The organism is Hydrogenophaga sp. (genome assembly GCF_051860785.1).
GTDB lineage: Bacteria > Pseudomonadota > Gammaproteobacteria > Burkholderiales > Burkholderiaceae_C > Hydrogenophaga.
In genome coordinates this window covers 1-17,417 of record NZ_JBIMLB010000002.1, presented here as the reverse complement: position 1 = coordinate 17,417, position 17,417 = coordinate 1, and the positions used below count along the sequence as shown (strand labels likewise).

Here is a 17,417-nt window from a genome sequence, read left to right as displayed (position 1 = left end):
CGCGCAGCCGCGCTGCAGGCGGCGAAGTACGCCCTTGAATCTGAGTTGCACCCCCCTTCACCAGTCGCGATGCTGTCACCTCCGCAGGCACCTTCCGTTCTGGAAACGGTCGCTTTTCTCGAGCGGTTGGATACATCGCCAAGCAGGTCTCGTTCGACGACCCCAATCCGCCGTCCGGAAGCACCCAGCCGCGTTTTTTTTGCGAATGGCAACACCTTTTCCTTGCAGGAACCGAGAGCTGCCCTGCCGAGAACTCACCGCCGCACCGGGCCCACACCCTGACCCGATAATCAATCGGTGCACCCGCCCCATCCAAATCCAAACCCCATTCCCACTTCGTTGTTCTCGCTTCAAGGTCAGGTCGCCCTGGTGACCGGCGCAGGGCGTGGTCTGGGGCTGTCGATGGCCTGCGCACTGGCGGCGCATGGCGCCACGGTCTGGCTCAATGGCCGCGACCCCATCCCATTGCAGAAGGCTGTCGATCAAGTCCGGGCCGCCGGAAAAGCGGCTGGAGGAACGGCGCACGCGCTGCCCTTCGATGTCAGCGATGAAGCCGCTGCCAGCGCTGCCGTGGCGCGAGTGCTCAGCGAGAGCAGACGCATCGACATTCTCATCAACAACGTGGGGCAGCGACGGCGGCAGCCGCTCGAAGACCTGCCCGCTGCCGCCCTTCGCGCATTGCTGGAGGCCAACCTGGTCTCGGCATGGCATCTGTGCCGGGAAGTGGCTCGGCCCATGCGCACCCAGGGTGCTGGCCGCATCATCAATGTGACGTCCATCGCAGGGCCGATCGCGCGCGCGGGGGACGCGGCCTACACCACGGGCAAAGGGGCGCTAGAAGCCCTCACGCGCGCCCTGGCCGCCGAGCTCGGCCCGCACGGCGTCAATGTGAACGCGATTGCACCCGGATATTTCGCCACCGACACCAACGCGGCGATGGTGAACGACGCAGGCACTACGCAATGGCTGCAGCAACGCTGCTCTCTGGGCCGGTGGGGACAGCCCGACGAATTGGGCGGCGCAGCGGTCTTCCTGGCGTCGGCCGCCTCAAACTACGTCACCGGGCAGGTGCTGGTGGTGGACGGCGGTTATCTGGCGCATTTCTGACGCCACCGCCACCCGCTCAGGCGTGCTGCCTGACCCACGCGGTATAGGCATCGACCCACTTCTGGACAAAACCCACGCTGTCCGCGCCAAGCCCGCCGTTGGCATCGAACAGGCCTTCCTTGGCCTGGATGAACGCCTCAGGCTGGCCCAGGGTGGGCATGTCGAGGTAAGCCAGGATGTTGCGCAGGTGCTGCTGGGCCAGGGACGTGCCGATCGCGCCGACCGATACACCGATCACCCCAGCCGGTTTGCCCGCCCACGCGCTCTTGCCATAAGGGCGGGAGGCATGGTCGATGGCGTTCTTGAGCACCCCCGGGATCGAGCGGTTGTATTCCGCCGTCACGAACACCACGCCTTGCGAGGCCGATATCTCGGACTTGAGACGAAGCACGGACGCGGCCTGCTGGGCGTCGTCGTCCTGGTTGTACAAGGGTAGATCGCCGATTTCGAGTTGCTTGAAGGCAAATTCCTTCGGTGCGAGTGATGCGAGCGCAGTGGCGAGTTTGCGGTTGAAGGAATCGCGGCGAAGGCTGCCGACGATCACAGCAATCTTGAATTCCGACATGGCGGAGATCCTCTCTGGATGGTGGGTGAGCGAGCAGGCTACCCGCTTTCGGGTGCTTCGTCGCTGAAGAAAAAAACCACCCTGCCTTGAAAACGGACTCCGACGCCCTTATCATTAGCACTCGCTGAGGTTGAGTGCTAACACCCAACCCCAAGTCGAGCGGCGGTAAGCGCCAACCCTGTTCAGGGGGCAACGCCGTTCTGAACAACCCCATCCGTTTCATATCCAGGAGATGCAATGAACCTTCGTCCTCTCGCCGATCGCGTGATCGTCAAGCGCATTGACAGCGAAACCAAGACCGCCTCCGGCATCGTCATTCCCGACGCCGCCGCCGAGAAACCAGACCAGGGCGAAATCCTGGCGGTGGGTCCCGGCAAGAAAAACGACAAGGGCGAACTGTCCGCCATGAACGTCAAGGTCGGTGACCGCGTTCTGTTCGGCAAGTACAGCGGCCAGACCGTCAAGGTCAACGGCGACGAACTGCTGGTCATGAAGGAAGACGACCTGTTCGCGGTCGTCCAGAAGTAAGCCTTCGCTCACTCATCCCATTTACTGAATCCGGAGAAATCAACATGGCAGCAAAAGACGTCATTTTCGGCGGCGAAGCCCGCGCACGCATGGTCGAGGGCGTGAACATCCTGGCCAACGCGGTCAAGGTCACCCTGGGCCCCAAGGGCCGCAACGTGGTGCTCGAGCGCTCGTTCGGCGCACCCACCGTGACCAAGGACGGCGTGTCCGTGGCCAAGGAAATCGAACTCAAGGACAAGCTCCAGAACATGGGCGCCCAGATGGTCAAGGAAGTCGCTTCCAAGACCTCCGACAACGCTGGTGACGGCACCACCACCGCGACCGTGCTGGCCCAGGCCATCGTGCGCGAAGGCATGAAGTACGTGGCCGCTGGCATGAACCCGATGGACCTCAAGCGCGGCATCGACAAGGCCGTGGAAGCCCTGATCGCCGAGCTGAAGAAGGCCTCCAAGGCCACCACGACCAGCAAGGAAATCGCGCAGGTCGGCTCCATTTCTGCCAACAGCGACACCAGCATCGGCGACATCATCGCCAGCGCCATGGACAAGGTCGGCAAGGAAGGCGTGATCACCGTGGAAGACGGCAAGTCGCTGCAGAACGAACTCGACGTCGTCGAAGGCATGCAGTTCGACCGCGGCTACCTGTCGCCCTACTTCATCAACAACCCCGAGAAGCAATCGGCGCTGCTGGACAACCCCTTCGTGCTGCTGTACGACAAGAAGGTCTCCAACATCCGTGACCTGCTGCCCACGCTGGAGCAAGTCGCCAAGGCTGGCCGTCCGCTGCTGATCATTGCCGAAGACGTCGAGGGCGAAGCCCTGGCGACGCTGGTGGTCAACACCATCCGCGGCATCCTGAAGGTCGTGGCTGTGAAGGCCCCTGGCTTCGGCGACCGCCGCAAGGCCATGCTGGAAGACATCGCCATCCTGACCGGCGGCAAGGTGATTGCCGAAGAAGTCGGCATGACGCTGGAAAAAGTGACCCTGGCCGACCTGGGCCAGGCCAAGCGCATCGAAGTGGGCAAGGAAAACACCACCATCATCGACGGCGCTGGCGCTGCCGGTGACATCGAAGCCCGCGTGAAGCAAGTGCGCGTGCAGATCGAAGAAGCCACCAGCGACTACGACCGCGAGAAGCTGCAAGAGCGCGTGGCCAAGCTGGCCGGCGGTGTTGCCGTGATCAAGGTCGGCGCTGCCACCGAAGTCGAAATGAAGGAAAAGAAGGCCCGCGTCGAAGATGCGCTGCACGCCACGCGCGCTGCGGTGGAAGAAGGCATCGTGGCCGGTGGTGGCGTGGCTCTGCTGCGCGCCCGTCAGGCCGCTGGCACCATCAAGGGCGACAACGCTGATCAAGACGCCGGCATCAAGCTGGTGCTGAAAGCGATCGAAGCGCCCCTGCGCGAGATCGTGGCCAACGCCGGTGGCGAACCGTCGGTGGTGGTCAACGCGATCCTGGCTGGCAAGGGCAACTACGGCTTCAACGCCGCCAACGACACCTACGGCGACATGATCGAAATGGGCATTCTGGACCCGACGAAGGTGACCCGCACCGCGCTGCAGAACGCCGCTTCGGTGTCCAGCCTGATGCTGACGACCGAAGCCATGGTCGCCGAGTCCCCGAAGGACGAAGCCGGCGCCGGCGGCATGCCTGGCGGTGGCATGGGCGGTATGGGCGACATGGGCGGCATGGGCATGTAAGTGCTCCCTGCCTCCTGAAGGCAAAAAGCCCCGCAAGCGATTGCGGGGCTTTTTTTTCGCTCTGTCTCGACGACTACCTCATCATCGCTTCGAGCTTGATCGTGTCCGCCACGAAGGCGCGGATGCCTTCGGACAATTTCTCGGTTGCCATCGCGTCTTCGTTGAGCGCGAAACGGAAACTGGCTTCGTCGTGCGTCACGAACGGAATGTCCATGGTCTTGGCAGCGTTGCCGTCGAGCGCGCGGCTCAAGGGCGCTTCGCTGGCTGCCAGCTGGGCCAGCAGGTCGGGGCTGATGGTGAGCAGATCGCAACCGGCGAGTGCGGTGATCTGTCCGACGTTGCGAAAGCTCGCACCCATCACTTCGGTGGCAATGCCGTGCTTCTTGTAGAACTCGTAGATGCTGCGCACCGAGCGCACGCCGGGATCGTTGGCGCCGGCCATGGCGGCTTCGTCCCAACTGGCTCCAGCGTTCTTCTTGTACCAGTCGTAGATGCGCCCCACGAATGGAGAGATCAACTGCACCTTGGCCTGCCCACAGGCCACCGCCTGCGCAAAGGAGAACAGCAGTGTGAGGTTGGTGTGAATGCCCTCGCGCTCCAGCCGGGCCGCAGCCTGGATGCCTTCCCAGGTGGAGGCGATCTTGATCAGCACCCGGTCCACGTGCACGCCTTCGCCCTGATACAGGTCGATGATGCGCCTCGCTCGCGTCACGGTGGCTTCGGTGTCAAAACTCAAGCGGGCATCGACTTCGGTGGACACGCGGCCTGGAATCAGGCCGAGGATTTCGCAGCCGAAGCGCACCAGCAGGCGGTTCATCACCTCATCAAACCCTTGCCCACCGTACCTGGACACCGCGTCCTGCAGCAGATGCGCGTACTCCGGTTTCTGAACCGCCTTGAGGATCAGCGAAGGGTTGGTGGTGGCGTCCTGGGGCGTATAGGCGGCAATCTGCTTGAAATCGCCGGTATCGGCCACGACGGTGGTGAATTGTTTGAGGGCGTCGAGCTGGTTCATGTGCGGATTATCGGCCAATCTCCGTAATAAAATTTCACCTCCTCTTGTAACTCAGGTCCTCACATGCTCGACCGGATCAAAGCCTCCCTGCCCTCCCTGGCACCTGCCGAGCAACGCGTGGCCAAACTGGTGCTGATCGATCCACGCACCTTTGCCAGCCTGCCGGTAACCGAACTTGCCGAGCGCGCCCACGTGAGCAAACCCACCGTGGTGCGCTTCTGCCGCAGCATGGGTTACGACGGCCTGTCGGACTTCAAGCTCAAGCTGGCAGGTACGGTCAGCGAAGGCGTGCCGTTCATCCACCGAAGCGTGGACGCAGACGACAAGACCAGCGACGTGCTGGTCAAGGTGATCGACAACACGGTGGCGGCGTTCCTGAAGTACCGCAACGACGCCTCGAGCCACGCGATCGAGAAGGCGGTGGACGCGCTGGTGGCGACCTACAAGAACCGGGGGCGCATCGAGTTCTACGGCGCGGGCAATTCGGGCATCGTGGCGCAGGATGCGCAACACAAGTTCTTCCGCCTGGGCATCAACGCCATCGCCTACAGCGACGGACACATGCAGGTGATGAGCGCCTCACTGCTCGGCCCGGGCGACTGCGTGGTGATCATTTCCAACTCAGGCCGCACGCGCGACCTGATGGACGCGGCCGACATTGCGCGCAAGCACGGTGCGACGGTGATTGTCATCACCACCAGCGGCTCACCGCTTGCACAGAGCGGCCACATCCATCTGTCGGCGGACCACCCAGAAGGGTACGACCGCTACAGCCCCATGACCTCGCGCCTGATGCACCTGATGGTGATCGACGTGGTCGCAACCTGTCTGGCGTTGCGCATTGGCGGGACGAAGCTCCAGCCACTGCTCAAGGAAATGAAGAACAACCTGAAAAGCAAGCGGTACGCGTGACCGCCGCTAGATCCTGCCCTCTTCCACTGCGTGGCACGCGATGCGGATGCCGCCCAAAGTCAAAAGATTTGGCCGTTCGCTGCGGCAGCGATCGTTGGCGTGCGGGCACCGTGGGTTGAAAGCACAACCGCTCGGTGGATTCAACGGGTTGGGCACCTCGCCAGATACGGGTGTGCGGGCACGGCCCGTGTCGTGCATCTTCGGAATGGCATCCAGCAGCATGCGCGTGTAGGGATGGCGCGGGCTGTCGAACAGCGTGTGCTTGGGTGCGAGTTCCACCAGACGGCCAAGGTACATCACGCCCACCTGGTCGCTCACGTGGCGAACCACTGCCAGGTTGTGGCTGATGAAGAGGTAAGTGAGCCCGCGCTCGCGCTGCAGGTCCTTCATGATGTTGAGCACCTGCGCCTGCACGCTCACATCCAGCGCCGAGGTGGGCTCGTCGCACACCAGGAATTCCGGCTGTGTCGCAAGGGCGCGCGCGATCGAGATGCGCTGGCGTTGGCCGCCGGAGAACTGGTGCGGATACTTCGGACCATCCAGCGGGGAGAGGCCAACCGATCTCAGCAAATCGGCCACGCGCTCTTTCAACGCAGCGGGATCGGTCTCGATCTCGTGCTCGCGCAGCGGCTCGGCAATGATGTCCTCCACGCGCCAGCGCGGGTTGAGGCTGGCGTAGGGGTCCTGGAAGATCATCTGGATGCGGCGACGCAGTTTGCGGCCTTCGGGTGTCTTGAACGCAGCGTGAGCATCCTGCCCATCGAACTCGAAGCCGCCGCGCGTGGGTTCGTAGAGACCCACCAGCAGACGGGCCACGGTGCTCTTGCCACAACCTGATTCGCCCACCAGTGCCAGCGTCTGACCGCGCGGGATGTCGAACGACACACCGTCGACCGCGCGCAACAGCAAGCGCGGTTGGCGCTCGATCACGCGGTTGAGCCACGGAGCGGAGACGTCAAAGGTTTTGGCCAGATCGGTCGCGCGCACCAGCGGCGCGGCGGACGAGGCTTCCCGGGTGGCGGCGGAAATGGAGGCATGCGCCTCGGTCATCCGGGTTCTGGCCGCCTCGGCCTGCACGGTGTTCTCGATGGTGCTCATACGGCCACCGCCTTTTCAGCGGCGTGCAGCCAGCAGGCCGCCTGCGTGGCGCCGGCAGACAAAAGATCGGGGCGCTGCGTGTGGCAGCGATCGAACACCTTCTCGCAACGGGGGTTGTAGGCACAGCCTGCGGGAATGGCGTTGAGGCGCGGCATGGCGCCGTCGATCTGGTGCAGGCGCTCGCGATCCTCGGTCATGTCAGGGATGCAGGCCATCAAGCCCGAGGTGTAGGGATGCGCCGGGTGGTTGATGACTTCGTGCACCGGGCCGATCTCGGCCACGCGCCCAGCGTACATCACGGCCACGCGGTCACAGGTTTCAGCGATCACACCCATGTCGTGCGTGATCAGCATCACAGCAGCACCGCGCTGTTTGCAGATGGTCTTGAGCAACGTGATGATCTGCGCCTGAATGGACACGTCCAGCGCGGTCGTGGGCTCGTCGGCCACGATGAGCTGAGGCTCGGCGGCCAGCGCCAGTGCGATCACCACGCGCTGGCGCATACCACCAGAGAACTGGTGCGGAAAGTGATCGATGCGCTGCTCGGCTGCGGGAATGCCGGTGTCCTTGAGCAGATCGATGGCACGCTTGCGCGCTTCGGCCTGCGACACCGGCAAGTGCGTTGTGATGGTCTCGATCAATTGACGGCCCACGGAGTACAGCGGGTTGAGCGAGGTCAACGGATCCTGGAAGATGGCGCCGATCTTTCGGCCGCGCACCTTGCGCATGGCCTCGTAGGGCAGGTTGTCGATGCGTTCGCCCTGCAGCAGGATCTGACCCGATGCAATGCGCCCCGGTGGCTCGAGCAGACCGATGATGGAGGCACCGGTGAGCGACTTGCCGGCGCCGGACTCTCCCACCACACCGAGGATCTCGCCGGGGGCGATGTCGAAGGAAATGTCGTCGAGCGCACGCAGCGTGCCGCGCCGGTTGGGGAACTCGACAACGAGGTTCTTGACTTGAAGCAGGCTCATGTTGTTATCGCAGTCGCGGGTTCAGGGCATCGCGCAGCCAGTCGCCGAGCAGGTTCACGCTGAGTGCGATCAGCACCAGCATGGCGCCCGGGAAGATGGTGATCCACCACTCCCCGGAGAACAGATAGTCGTTGCCCACGCGGATGAGCGTGCCCAACGAGGGTGACGTGGGTGGTGCGCCCACGCCCAGGAAAGAGAGCGTGGCTTCCGTGATGATGGCCGTGGCGACCTGGATGGTGGCCAGCACCAGCACCGGACCCATGACGTTGGGCAGCACGTGGCTGCGCATGATGCGCAGCGGCGCCACGCCAGTCACCCGCGCCGCCTGAACGTATTCCTTGTTGCGCTCCACCAGGGTGGAACCACGCACAGTGCGCGCGTACTGCACCCAACCGGTGAGTGTGATCGAGATGATGAGCACACCGAAGGCCAGCGTCTCATGGGCATTCGGGAACAGCGCACGGCCCACACCGGCGATCAGCAGCGCGATCAGGATGGGCGGGAACGACAACATCACGTCGCACAGCCGCATGAGCAAGCCGTCGACCCAGCCGCCGAGGAACCCGGCCAACAGGCCAAACGACACGCCGATGATCACCGACAGCAGCACCGACGCCAGGCCCACGGCCAGCGAGATGCGCGCGCCGTACATGAGCGCGGAAAGGATGTCGCGTCCCTGATCGTCGGTGCCCAGCAGGAACTTGGACGAACCATCCGGGCTCCAGGCCGGCGGCAAGCGCGCGTTGGAGAGCTCCAGCGTGGCCAGGTCGAAGGGGTTGTGCGGTGCGACCCAGGGAGCAAACACCGCGCAAAAAATGCAGATGAACGCAATCACGGCCGCCACGATGGCTGTCGGCGAAGTGCGGAAGCTGTGGCCGACATCGCTGTCTAGGCCTCGTTTGAGAAGACTGATCACGTGGGGAACCTGGTTGGAATCATCGCCACCGGCAGGGTGTGAGGCCTGAAGAGCTTCACACCCCGCGGCGATTGAGCCGGCCGCCGGCTTACTTCACCGACATGTAGCGGAAGGGCATGAAGTTGTCGGCCAGCTGGACCAGCGTCACATTGCTGGCGACACCCCAGGCCAGGGCCTGCTGGTGCAGCGGCAGGTGGCCGATGTCGTCCGTGTGCAGCTTGAAGGCTTCCTTGATGAGCGCGTCGCGCTTGGGCTTGTCGGTCTCCGACTGGATCTTCAGCGTCAATTCATCCACTTTGGGATTGCAGTAAGAACCCAGGTTGAACTGGCCGCTGCCCTTGTCGTCCACGCAGCGCATCAAGGCGTTGAGGGCGTTGTGCGAGTCGTAGGTACCGGGCGTCCATCCCAGCATGTAGAAGCTGGTGTCGCGCCGCAGAATCTTGGGGAAGTACGTACCCTTGGTTTCGGCCTGCAGGTTGATCTTCACGCCCACACGCGCCAGGTTGGCTGCCACGGCCTGGCAGATGGCACCGTCGTTCACGTAACGGTCATTGGGGCAGTTGAGCGCCACTTCAAAGCCGTTGGGGTAGCCGGCATCGGCGAGCAGCTTCTTGGCCGCTTCCGGGTCGTAGGGCAGGCGCGTGTTCATGGCATCGTCGAAACCATTGATGCCGGGGCCGACCATGAGAGCCGTGGGCTTGGAGGCGCCACGCATCACGGTGCGCTGAATGCCGTTGATGTCGATCGCCTGGTAGAAAGCCTGGCGCACGCGTTTGTCCTTGAACGGGTTCTTGCCCTTGACGTTCGAATACAGCAACTCGTCGCGCTTCTGGTCCATGCCCAGGAAGATGGTGCGCAGCTCAGGGCCCTGCATGACCTTGGTCTTGCCGCTGGCATTGATGCGGGCCACGTCCTGCAGCGGCACGGGTTCGATCACGTCCACCTGGCCCGACAACAAGGCTGCCACGCGGGTGGAGTCGTTGCCGATGGGCGTGTACTCGACGTTGATGACGTTGCCTTCGATCTTGCCCCAGTAGTTGCCGTTGCGCACGAAGGCGGTCTTGATGTTGGGCTGGCGCTCGCGCAGGCGGTAGGGACCGGTGCCGTTGGCGCGGAAAGACGCGGCGTTCTCGATGCCCTTGCGGCGGTCCACCGGACGCGTGGCCTGGTTGTCCTCTGCCCACTTCTTGTTCATGATGAACAGCAGCGAGATCACGTCGGGGAGGATGGGGAACGGCGCCTTGGTCTCGATCTCGATGACGGAGTCACCCACCTTGCGCACTTCCTTGATGTCGTTGACGTAGCTCTTCATGTCCGAGCCATCGGCCCCGGCACGCTCGAAGCTGAACAGCACATCGTCTGCGATGAAGGGGGCGCCGTCGTGGAATTTCACGCCCTTGCGCAACTCGAAGCGCCAGACGGAGGGTGACGTCTGCTTCCAGCTTGTGGCCAGTGCGGGCGTGAGCTTGAGATTGGCATCACGACCCACCAGCGGCTCGTAGATGTTGCCGGTCACGCTGAGCTGCAGCGATTCGTTGAGCGAGTGCGGATCCATCGACAGGGCATCCCCCTGGTTGCCGATGCGGATCGTCTGTGCGGACGCGGCGCCCATGGTGATCATGGCAGCGGTCACCAGGGTGGCTGCCAGGGTTTTCTTGAGTTTCATGCGTCGCTCCTTGTCGGGGTTGGGGTTGCGGAAAGGGGTTGGTTGCCGGTGGCACGTGATTCATCGGCCAGGGGCATGCCATGCTCGACGAGGCCAGCATGCAATGCGGCCCCCAGAGGAAGCACCTCGTCGTTGAAGTCGTAGCGGCTGTTGTGCAGGAAGCACCCGCCCATGCCACTGTCAGTGCCCTGGCCCAGGCGCATGTAGGCACCGGGCTTGACCTGAAGCATGAAGGAGAAATCCTCCGCACCCATGCTCGGGTCCATGTTGCGATCCACGTGATCGTGACCGACGAGACGCTGCGCCACGTCGCCGGCAAATCGGGCTTCATCGCGGCTGTTGATGGTGGCCGGGTAGATGCGCTCGTAGTTCACGTGCGCCGCGGCACCCAGCCCGAGCGCCACACCGGAACACACCTCGTGCAGGCGCTTCTCCACGAGGTTCTGCACCTCGGGGTTGAAGGTGCGCACCGTGCCCACCAGCGTGGCCTTGCCCGGCGTCACGCTGAAGGCACCCATGTCGCCGGCCTGCATGGCGCACAGGCTGATCACCGCACTGTCGATGGCGCGCACGTTGCGCGAGACGATGCTCTGCACGGCCGTGATGATGTGGGCAGCGACCAGCACCGGATCCACGGTCTGATAAGGATGTGCACCATGACCACCCTTGCCCGTGATCTCGATGGTGATGCGGTCGGCCGAGGCCATCATCGGCCCCGGATTCACGCCGACCATGCCGGGTTTCATCTGAGGCCAGTTGTGCATGCCATAGACCGACTGCACGGGAAACCGATCGAACAGACCGTCTTCGATCATGGCCTTGGCGCCAGCAAAGCCTTCTTCCCCTGGCTGGAAGATCAGCACGGCAGTTCCGTCGAAATTCCGTGTCTCGGCAAGGTACCGCGCCGCGCCCACGAGCATGGTGGTGTGGCCATCGTGTCCGCAGCCGTGCATCATTCCGGGGCGGGTGGAGCGCCAGGCGAAGTCGTTGTGCTCGGTCATGGGCAAGGCGTCCATGTCGGCACGAAGACCCATCATCCGGCCACTGTCCGTCTTGCGTCCACGAATCACGGCCACCACGCCGGTCTTGCCGATGCCGGTGTGAATCTCGTCCACGCCGCAAACCTTGAGCGACTCCACCACCCGGTTGGCGGTGTAGTGCTCTTCGAAGCCCAGTTCGGGATGGGCGTGCAGATCGCGCCGCAGCGCCGTGAGCTCAGGATGGAAGGCCGCGATGTGCGCGAATGCGCGGCCATGGGCCTTGATGCGCGGCGCGAGACTGTCTTGACGGGCGTTCAATGGCCACCTGCCTTTTCGACACGAAGACGGGGATCCACCGCAAAGTACAGCAGGTCCACCACGAGGTTGATCACCACAAAGATCAGGGCGATGAGACAGAGGTAAGCCGCCATCACGGGAATGTCGGCAAAGGTCACGGCCTGAATGAACAGCAATCCCATGCCCGGCCACTGGAACACGGTCTCCGTGATGATGGCAAACGCAATGAGCCCACCCAGTTGAAGGCCCGTGATCGTCATCACCGGCACCAGCGTGTTCTTCAGCGCATGGCCAAAGTGCACGGCGCGGTTGGTGAGGCCACGTGCGCGGGCGAACTTGATGTAGTCGGTGCGCAGCACCTCCAGCATCTCCGCGCGCACCAGCCTCATGATGAGCGTGAGCTGGAAGATCGCCAGGGTGATGGCAGGCAGGGTGATGTGGTGCCAGCCCTTGGCACTGAGCAGCCCGGTGGTCCACCAGCCCACCTGCGTCACCTCACCGCGCCCGAAGCTCGGAAACCAGCCCAGGTTCACCGCAAAACCCAGAATGAGCAGGATGCCGATCAGGAAGGTGGGCAGCGAGACGCCGAGCAGCGACACAGTCATGAACACCTGGCTCATGAAAGTGCCGCGCCGCAAGGCCGCGTACACCCCCATCGGGATGCCGATCGCCAGCGCGAGCACCGCCGCCACCATGGAGAGTTCCAGCGTCGCGGGGAAGCGCTCGGCAATCAGGCGCGAGACCTTCGCACCCTGGCGCAGCGAGAGCCCGAACTCGCCTTGCACGGCGTTGGCCAGGAAATGCCAGAACTGGACGAAAAACGGTTGGTCCAGACCGAGGTCGGCGCGCAGTTCACGAATCTGCTCCGCGGTGGCGTCCTGTCCGAGCAGGAACACCACGGGATCGCCCACGTACTGGAACAACATGAACGCGATCAGCGCCACGCTGACCATGACGACGACCGCTTGCGCGAGCCGCCGGAGAATGAATGCGAACATCTTGTTGGAAATAAAGAGAGGGTCGCCCCTGTCGGTGCGCGACCCTCGTCTGACTGGCTGGAATCAGTTTACCTTGATCAAGCGCCAATCCAGGCGGTTGTCAGCGCGGTGCACCACGTCGATGTTTTTCTTCATGGCCCAGGGAATGATCTGGTTGTGAAGCGGGATGTGGGACACATCCTCATTCGACAGCGCCAGGGCCTCCGTCAACAGGCGCGGACGCACGAAGGGGTCGGTCTCGGTCTTGGCGCGGTCGATGATGGCGTCCATCTTGGGGTTGCTGTAACGGCCTACGTTGTAGTTGCCGTCACCGCCCGTGCCCAGCGTGCGCACCAGTGACTGCAGGCTGTAGAGCGCATCGAAGGTCGGCACGCCCCAGCCCAGCATGTAGATGCTTGCTTCGAAACGCTGGATCATGGGGAAGTAGGTGGCCAGCGGCAGCGTGCGCAGTTTGGCCTTGACGCCGATGCGCGCCCACATGGCGGTCACGGCCTGGCAGATCTGTTCGTCGTTGATGTAGCGGTTGTTCGGGCAGGCGAAGTCGACCTCGAAACCATCTTTGTAGCCGGCATCGGCCAGCAGCTTCTGCGCAGCGGCCACGTCGAACGGATGGCGCGCGTGCACCGCTTCCGTCCATCCTGCCACCTGCGGCGCCACCAGCGCACCCGTGGCCTGGCCAAGACCACGCAGACTTACGCGGGTGATGGCGTTGATGTCGATGGCCTGATAGAGCGCCTTGCGCACCCGCTGGTCCTTCAGCGGATTCTTGCCCTTGATGTTGCTGCCTGGCAGCTCGTCGCGGAACTGGTCCATGCCGAAGAAGATGGTGCGGTTCTCGACACCGTCCATCACCTTCAGGTTGCCGTCCTGGCGGATGCGGGGCAGATCCTGCGGGCTGGGGTCGAGAACGAAGTCCACCTCGCCCGACAGCAGCGCGGCCATGCGGGTGGCCACAGCCTTCACTGGGGTGTAGACGATCTCGGTCACGTTGCCTTCGGCCGTGCCCCACCAGTTGGGGTTCTTGGCCAGCACGATCTTCTGGTCGGGTTGCCACTCCTTGAGCATGAAAGGCCCCGTGCCGTTCGCGTTGCGGTGGGCAAAGTTCTCGTCCTGCGTCTTGATGTCCTTGGGCGCGGTCGAGTTGTTCTTCTCGGCCCAGGCCTTGCTCATCATGCGCAGTTCCGTCAACTGGTTCACCAGCACCGGGTTGGGCCCGCCACTGATGATGTCGATGGTGTTGTTGTTGACCTTCGTGACCTTGGTAATGCCCTGTGTGTAAACAGTGAAGTTCGACGTCTTGCTCATGGCGCGTTCGATGGAGAACACCGCATCGTCAGCCGTGAAAGCCGAACCGTCATGGAACTTCACACCATTGCGCAGCGTGATGCGCAACTGCGTAGGGGAGACCTGCGTCCAGCCACTGGCCAGCATGGGCTCGGGCTTGAAGGTGCGGCTGTTGTAGTAGACGAGCGACTCGTAGACCGATGCGTGAACACCGTTGGCAAGGGCGTTGTTCTGGGAATGGATGTCCCAGGTGGGAATGTCGCTGGCACTGGTCCATTTGAAGGTCTTGGCCTGGACACCACCAACGCCCACCGCCATCGCGGCGCAAAGGAGTGCGAGTCGAAATTTCATTTGTTGACACCTAAATAAAATGAACATCTCGCAACTATGCAACAAACGTTCCCGCTCATGCACGGGACTAACCCCAACCGCGGCTCGAAAACGCACTGGATTGGTCACCTGGGTGTCCTTTTCAGGCAGCGCATGCATCGCCGCGGGGCGCGGGCACTGAAGCCGCGGGCGGTCAGTCGACTGCGCCCACCAGGCTCAACGCACCGTACCAGGCGGTGAGCCGGCTCTGGGTGTTGTCGGTGTCGGTCATGAGCGCCACCGCGCGAAGCGGTCCAGGCTCTTCCCCGAATGCTTGGATGAAGTCCGCCCTCACGTCTCGCACGTGGTCACGCCATTGGCCCAAACGCTCCGGGCCACTGTCCAGCACCAGCTTGCGGATGCGGTCCGTGCGCGGGTTCATCACCACACTGCCCAGCGCATCTTTCACGCTCCACACATAGACCAGCGTGGCATAGGGCAACTCCTCTCCGGTGAACAGGCGGCTCATCTCGGAGAGTCGGTGCGTCCTCGGCGACCAGCGCTGGCGATCGCCCTCAAACGCCAGCACGACCCGCACCGGTGAGTCGGCCAGAGCGGCCTGCGTGAGGTCTGCCTGGCCGGGCAGTCCGTCGACCCGCCACGAGAAGCTCAGTTGACCCAACCGGTTCAGCATGGGATCGAAGCGCTGGCGCAAGATGCTCACCGAGCTTTTTGCCCTGACTCGCAACCCCTGTCGGTCCTGCACCACCACCGGCTCGAAAGGCGCAAAGCGCTTGCCGGGAAAGACAAAAGACTGCCAGTCGGGCACGCCAGCCGGCGTCAGCAATATCCGGTTGGCCACGGCCTTCAAGCTGGCATCGTCCACTTCGACGGTTTTGCCGGCCTCTGTTGCGTCATCGCGCATCAACGTTCCAGCGCACCCAGCCACCAGCACGATGGTAAGCAGCGCGGCGCCTCTATTTGGCTTGTTCGATTGCATAGGTCCTCTGGCCAACGGGCCAATCACTGCTCGCGCCAAGTCTAAGTTTCATTGGCGTTTTTCTCCGGGATTATCAGGATGTCAATTGAATACAAAAGAATTACATTTCACTCGGATGCCACACATGCGGCACCCGCCTGCTGAGCAGGTGATTCAAAACCCGATTCCCTAGTGGAGGAAACACATGATCAAAAAAACTGTGGCCGCCTTGCTGGCCTTCTTTGCCCTCACCTGCTGGGCAGCCGTGGATGTCAACACAGCCACTGCCGCCGATCTGGACAGCATCAAAGGCATCGGACCCGGGACCTCGGGCAAGATGCTGGAAGAACGAAAGGCATCGCCATTCAAGAACTGGGCAGATCTGGTCCAGCGAGTCCCCGGCATCGGCGACAAGCGTGCCAGCAAACTCTCCGCCGAGGGGCTTACCGTCAATGGTGAAGCCTACAAGCCTGGCAGCACCGCCAGCACTGCAGAAAAGAAGCCGGCCAAAGCGTCGAAGTAACCACGTCTGCGCCAAAGAAAAAGCCACCCGGCACGCCGGGTGGCTTTTTTGATGCTCGCTGTTCCGGAGAACGTCGATCAGAAGGTGTGGCGAACGCCCACGCCCCAGATGCTGATGTCGTTGGTCTTCACGCCAGCGCCGTCTTTCCAGTCGGCCGAGGTGAATGCACCATACAGCGCGGTGCGCTTGGACAGGGCGTAGGTGGCGCCCAGGCCGAAGCCGGTGCGCTTGTTGCTGCCTGCAGCGGCGTTGTCCTTGGAGGTGGCATAGCCAGCGGACACCACGACAGCGGGGCCCACGGGCACGTTCACGCCCAGGGCGTACTCGTTGGTCTTGGCAGCGCCGACCTTCTTGTTGCCGTAGGTGGCCAGCAGTTGGGCAACACCGAAGTCGTAGGACGCGTTGGCACGGATGTACTCAGGGTTGGGCAGGCCACCGGTGGTGCCTTCGTCCTGGTAGGCGATGCCAGCGTAGATCGGGCCGCCGGTGTACTTGATGTGGAAGGCCGTCACTTCAGCGTTACCACCAACGGTTTCGTCCAGCGCATAAGACACGGAGCCGCTGATGCCACCGAAATCGGGCGAGGTGTACTTGAAGCCGTTGTTGGGGTTGCCGATGTAGTCGCGGCCGCTGAGCATCACGGCGTATTCCGGAGCGAAGTCCAGACCACCGAACAGGCTGTGTGCGCCGGCTTCGATATCGTCGTACGAGGTCCACATCTTGCCGAAGGTCACCTCACCAAAACCGCCAGCGAAGCCGACGTAGGACTGGCGGTTGAAGCTCAGGCCACCTGCGGTGCCGTTGTCGATGGTCAGGCCGGCTTCGAGGCCGAATACGGCAGACAGGCCACCGCCGAGGTCTTCCGTACCCTTGAAGCCCAGACGGCTGGCAGACAAGCCACCCGACTCGAGAACGTTCGTGGACGAAACCTGGGGCACCACGACGCCGCCGGTGTCCTTCTGGCTGCCGACCCAAACGTCAGCGATACCGTAGATCGTGACTGGGTATTCCGGACGACCGTGAACGGTGATTCCGGCAGATCGTGAACACCGATTCCGATTTATCGTGAACAGGGATTCCGGGCGATCGTGAACGTTTTTGGGCAGTGACCGGAATCCCCGTTCACGACGCCGGAATGCTTGTTCACGATGCCGGAATCAGGTCTTGCAGCGTGTGACGTTGCGCATATTTCCCCAACCCACGCGGGTAGCCTCGACAGCTTTGCTGGAGTGGGCATGCCCGACACCCGAAGGATCAATATGCGCAAGATACGGGACGTGCTGCGTCTCAAACTTGAAGCCCAGCTCACCCACGAGCAAACCGCTGCTGCTCTGGATATCTCCAAAGGCGTCATCACCAAGTACCTCACCCTGGCCACAGGCGCTGGTTTGGATTGGCCGCAAATCCAGGCCCTCGATGACACCGCCCTGCACAACCGTTTGCTGGGGACACCTCAGCGAGCCAGTGGCTTTGTGCAGCCCGACTACGGCCGTATCCACCAGGAGTTGCGCCGCAAGGGCATGACGCTGATGCTGCTGTGGGAGGAGCACAGCACCCGCCACCCCGGCC

General features: G+C 62.9%; 16 protein-coding genes and 1 pseudogene. 6 read left to right on the top strand and 11 right to left on the bottom strand.

Annotated elements, in window-relative coordinates:
• Positions 1-327: 327 nt before the first annotated feature.
• Complete coding sequence (locus ACTIF6_RS03075; RefSeq protein WP_439586921.1) at positions 328-1,107, top strand: SDR family oxidoreductase; 780 nt, start codon at positions 328-330, stop codon at positions 1,105-1,107.
• Between the two features lie 16 nt (positions 1,108-1,123).
• Here ACTIF6_RS03075 and ACTIF6_RS03070 read toward each other — a convergent pair whose 3' ends face one another.
• A complete protein-coding gene (locus ACTIF6_RS03070) occupies positions 1,124-1,672 on the bottom strand; it encodes an NADPH-dependent FMN reductase (RefSeq protein ID WP_439586544.1) in 549 nt (182 codons plus the stop codon).
• A gap of 237 nt (positions 1,673-1,909) precedes the next feature.
• On the opposite strand from ACTIF6_RS03070, the gene ACTIF6_RS03065 reads away from it, so the two are divergent.
• Positions 1,910-2,200, top strand: a complete 291-nt coding sequence (locus ACTIF6_RS03065) for a co-chaperone GroES (RefSeq protein WP_439586543.1) — start codon at positions 1,910-1,912, stop codon at positions 2,198-2,200.
• A 44-nt stretch (positions 2,201-2,244) separates the two neighbouring features.
• Positions 2,245-3,897: a chaperonin GroEL gene (groL, locus tag ACTIF6_RS03060; protein WP_439586542.1), complete on the top strand. Its 1,653-nt coding sequence runs from the start codon at positions 2,245-2,247 to the stop codon at positions 3,895-3,897.
• Positions 3,898-3,970: 73 nt separating this feature from the next.
• Here the strand turns inward: groL and tal are convergent, their stop codons facing one another.
• Positions 3,971-4,912 carry a transaldolase gene (gene tal, locus ACTIF6_RS03055; protein WP_439586541.1) on the bottom strand — a complete coding sequence of 314 codons (942 nt, stop codon included), beginning with the start codon at positions 4,910-4,912 and terminating at the stop codon, positions 3,971-3,973.
• Positions 4,913-4,975: 63 nt separating this feature from the next.
• Here tal and ACTIF6_RS03050 point away from each other — a divergent pair, with 63 nt between their 5' ends.
• Entirely contained in the window at positions 4,976-5,824 is an 849-nt protein-coding gene (locus ACTIF6_RS03050; RefSeq protein ID WP_439586540.1) for a MurR/RpiR family transcriptional regulator, read from the top strand.
• Positions 5,825-5,830: 6 nt separating this feature from the next.
• Here ACTIF6_RS03050 and ACTIF6_RS03045 read toward each other — a convergent pair whose 3' ends face one another.
• From ACTIF6_RS03045 to ACTIF6_RS03010, 8 genes are all read right to left on the bottom strand, one after another.
• Positions 5,831-6,874, bottom strand: a complete 1,044-nt coding sequence (locus ACTIF6_RS03045) for an ABC transporter ATP-binding protein (protein WP_439586920.1) — start codon at positions 6,872-6,874, stop codon at positions 5,831-5,833.
• A gap of 44 nt (positions 6,875-6,918) precedes the next feature.
• Positions 6,919-7,896 (bottom strand): ABC transporter ATP-binding protein, encoded by a 978-nt coding sequence (locus ACTIF6_RS03040; protein ID WP_439586539.1) that lies wholly within the window; start codon positions 7,894-7,896, stop codon positions 6,919-6,921.
• A gap of 4 nt (positions 7,897-7,900) precedes the next feature.
• Positions 7,901-8,809: an ABC transporter permease gene (locus ACTIF6_RS03035; RefSeq protein ID WP_439586919.1), complete on the bottom strand. Its 909-nt coding sequence runs from the start codon at positions 8,807-8,809 to the stop codon at positions 7,901-7,903.
• A 91-nt stretch (positions 8,810-8,900) separates the two neighbouring features.
• Positions 8,901-10,433, bottom strand: a complete 1,533-nt coding sequence (locus ACTIF6_RS03030; protein ID WP_439586918.1) for an ABC transporter substrate-binding protein — start codon at positions 10,431-10,433, stop codon at positions 8,901-8,903.
• 41 nt (positions 10,434-10,474) lie between these two features.
• Positions 10,475-11,776, bottom strand: coding sequence for a M20 aminoacylase family protein (locus ACTIF6_RS03025; RefSeq protein WP_439586538.1), 1,302 nt, complete (start codon positions 11,774-11,776; stop codon positions 10,475-10,477).
• Positions 11,773-12,753 (bottom strand): ABC transporter permease, encoded by a 981-nt coding sequence (locus ACTIF6_RS03020; RefSeq protein ID WP_439586537.1) that lies wholly within the window; start codon positions 12,751-12,753, stop codon positions 11,773-11,775. Before ACTIF6_RS03020 ends, ACTIF6_RS03025 begins: the two co-directional genes overlap by 4 nt.
• Positions 12,754-12,816: 63 nt before the next feature.
• Positions 12,817-14,388, bottom strand: a complete 1,572-nt coding sequence (locus ACTIF6_RS03015; RefSeq protein WP_439586536.1) for an ABC transporter substrate-binding protein — start codon at positions 14,386-14,388, stop codon at positions 12,817-12,819.
• A gap of 172 nt (positions 14,389-14,560) precedes the next feature.
• Complete coding sequence (locus ACTIF6_RS03010) at positions 14,561-15,271, bottom strand: DUF3047 domain-containing protein (protein ID WP_439586535.1); 711 nt, start codon at positions 15,269-15,271, stop codon at positions 14,561-14,563.
• 259 nt (positions 15,272-15,530) lie between these two features.
• On the opposite strand from ACTIF6_RS03010, the gene ACTIF6_RS03005 reads away from it, so the two are divergent.
• The gene (locus ACTIF6_RS03005; RefSeq protein ID WP_439586534.1) at positions 15,531-15,848 is read left to right on the top strand and encodes a ComEA family DNA-binding protein; all 318 of its coding nucleotides are present in this window, start codon (positions 15,531-15,533) and stop codon (positions 15,846-15,848) included.
• Between the two features lie 77 nt (positions 15,849-15,925).
• On the opposite strand, the gene ACTIF6_RS03000 is transcribed toward ACTIF6_RS03005, so the two are convergent.
• On the bottom strand, positions 15,926-16,843 hold the full coding sequence (locus ACTIF6_RS03000; RefSeq protein WP_439586917.1) for a porin: 918 nt from the start codon (positions 16,841-16,843) through the stop codon (positions 15,926-15,928).
• A 264-nt stretch (positions 16,844-17,107) separates the two neighbouring features.
• Here ACTIF6_RS03000 and ACTIF6_RS02995 point away from each other — a divergent pair.
• Positions 17,108-17,417, top strand: a pseudogene (locus ACTIF6_RS02995) (IS21 family transposase); the annotation flags it as partial.

What these genes read in the sequence shown, in the direction of transcription:
- ACTIF6_RS03050 (WP_439586540.1), top strand. Translation starts at nt 4,976, where the DNA reads ATGCTCGACCGGATCAAAGCCTCCCTGCCCTCCCTGGCACCTGCCGAG.
- ACTIF6_RS03030 (WP_439586918.1), bottom strand. Translation starts at nt 10,433, where the DNA reads ATGATCACCATGGGCGCCGCGTCCGCACAGACGATCCGCATCGGCAAC.
- ACTIF6_RS03005 (WP_439586534.1), top strand. Translation starts at nt 15,531, where the DNA reads ATGATCAAAAAAACTGTGGCCGCCTTGCTGGCCTTCTTTGCCCTCACC.
- tal (WP_439586541.1), bottom strand. Translation starts at nt 4,912, where the DNA reads ATGAACCAGCTCGACGCCCTCAAACAATTCACCACCGTCGTGGCCGAT.
- ACTIF6_RS03040 (WP_439586539.1), bottom strand. Translation starts at nt 7,896, where the DNA reads ATGAGCCTGCTTCAAGTCAAGAACCTCGTTGTCGAGTTCCCCAACCGG.
- ACTIF6_RS03010 (WP_439586535.1), bottom strand. Translation starts at nt 15,271, where the DNA reads ATGCGCGATGACGCAACAGAGGCCGGCAAAACCGTCGAAGTGGACGAT.
- ACTIF6_RS03015 (WP_439586536.1), bottom strand. Translation starts at nt 14,388, where the DNA reads ATGAAATTTCGACTCGCACTCCTTTGCGCCGCGATGGCGGTGGGCGTT.
- groL (WP_439586542.1), top strand. Translation starts at nt 2,245, where the DNA reads ATGGCAGCAAAAGACGTCATTTTCGGCGGCGAAGCCCGCGCACGCATG.
- ACTIF6_RS03020 (WP_439586537.1), bottom strand. Translation starts at nt 12,753, where the DNA reads ATGTTCGCATTCATTCTCCGGCGGCTCGCGCAAGCGGTCGTCGTCATG.
- ACTIF6_RS03065 (WP_439586543.1), top strand. Translation starts at nt 1,910, where the DNA reads ATGAACCTTCGTCCTCTCGCCGATCGCGTGATCGTCAAGCGCATTGAC.
- ACTIF6_RS03070 (WP_439586544.1), bottom strand. Translation starts at nt 1,672, where the DNA reads ATGTCGGAATTCAAGATTGCTGTGATCGTCGGCAGCCTTCGCCGCGAT.
- ACTIF6_RS03045 (WP_439586920.1), bottom strand. Translation starts at nt 6,874, where the DNA reads ATGACCGAGGCGCATGCCTCCATTTCCGCCGCCACCCGGGAAGCCTCG.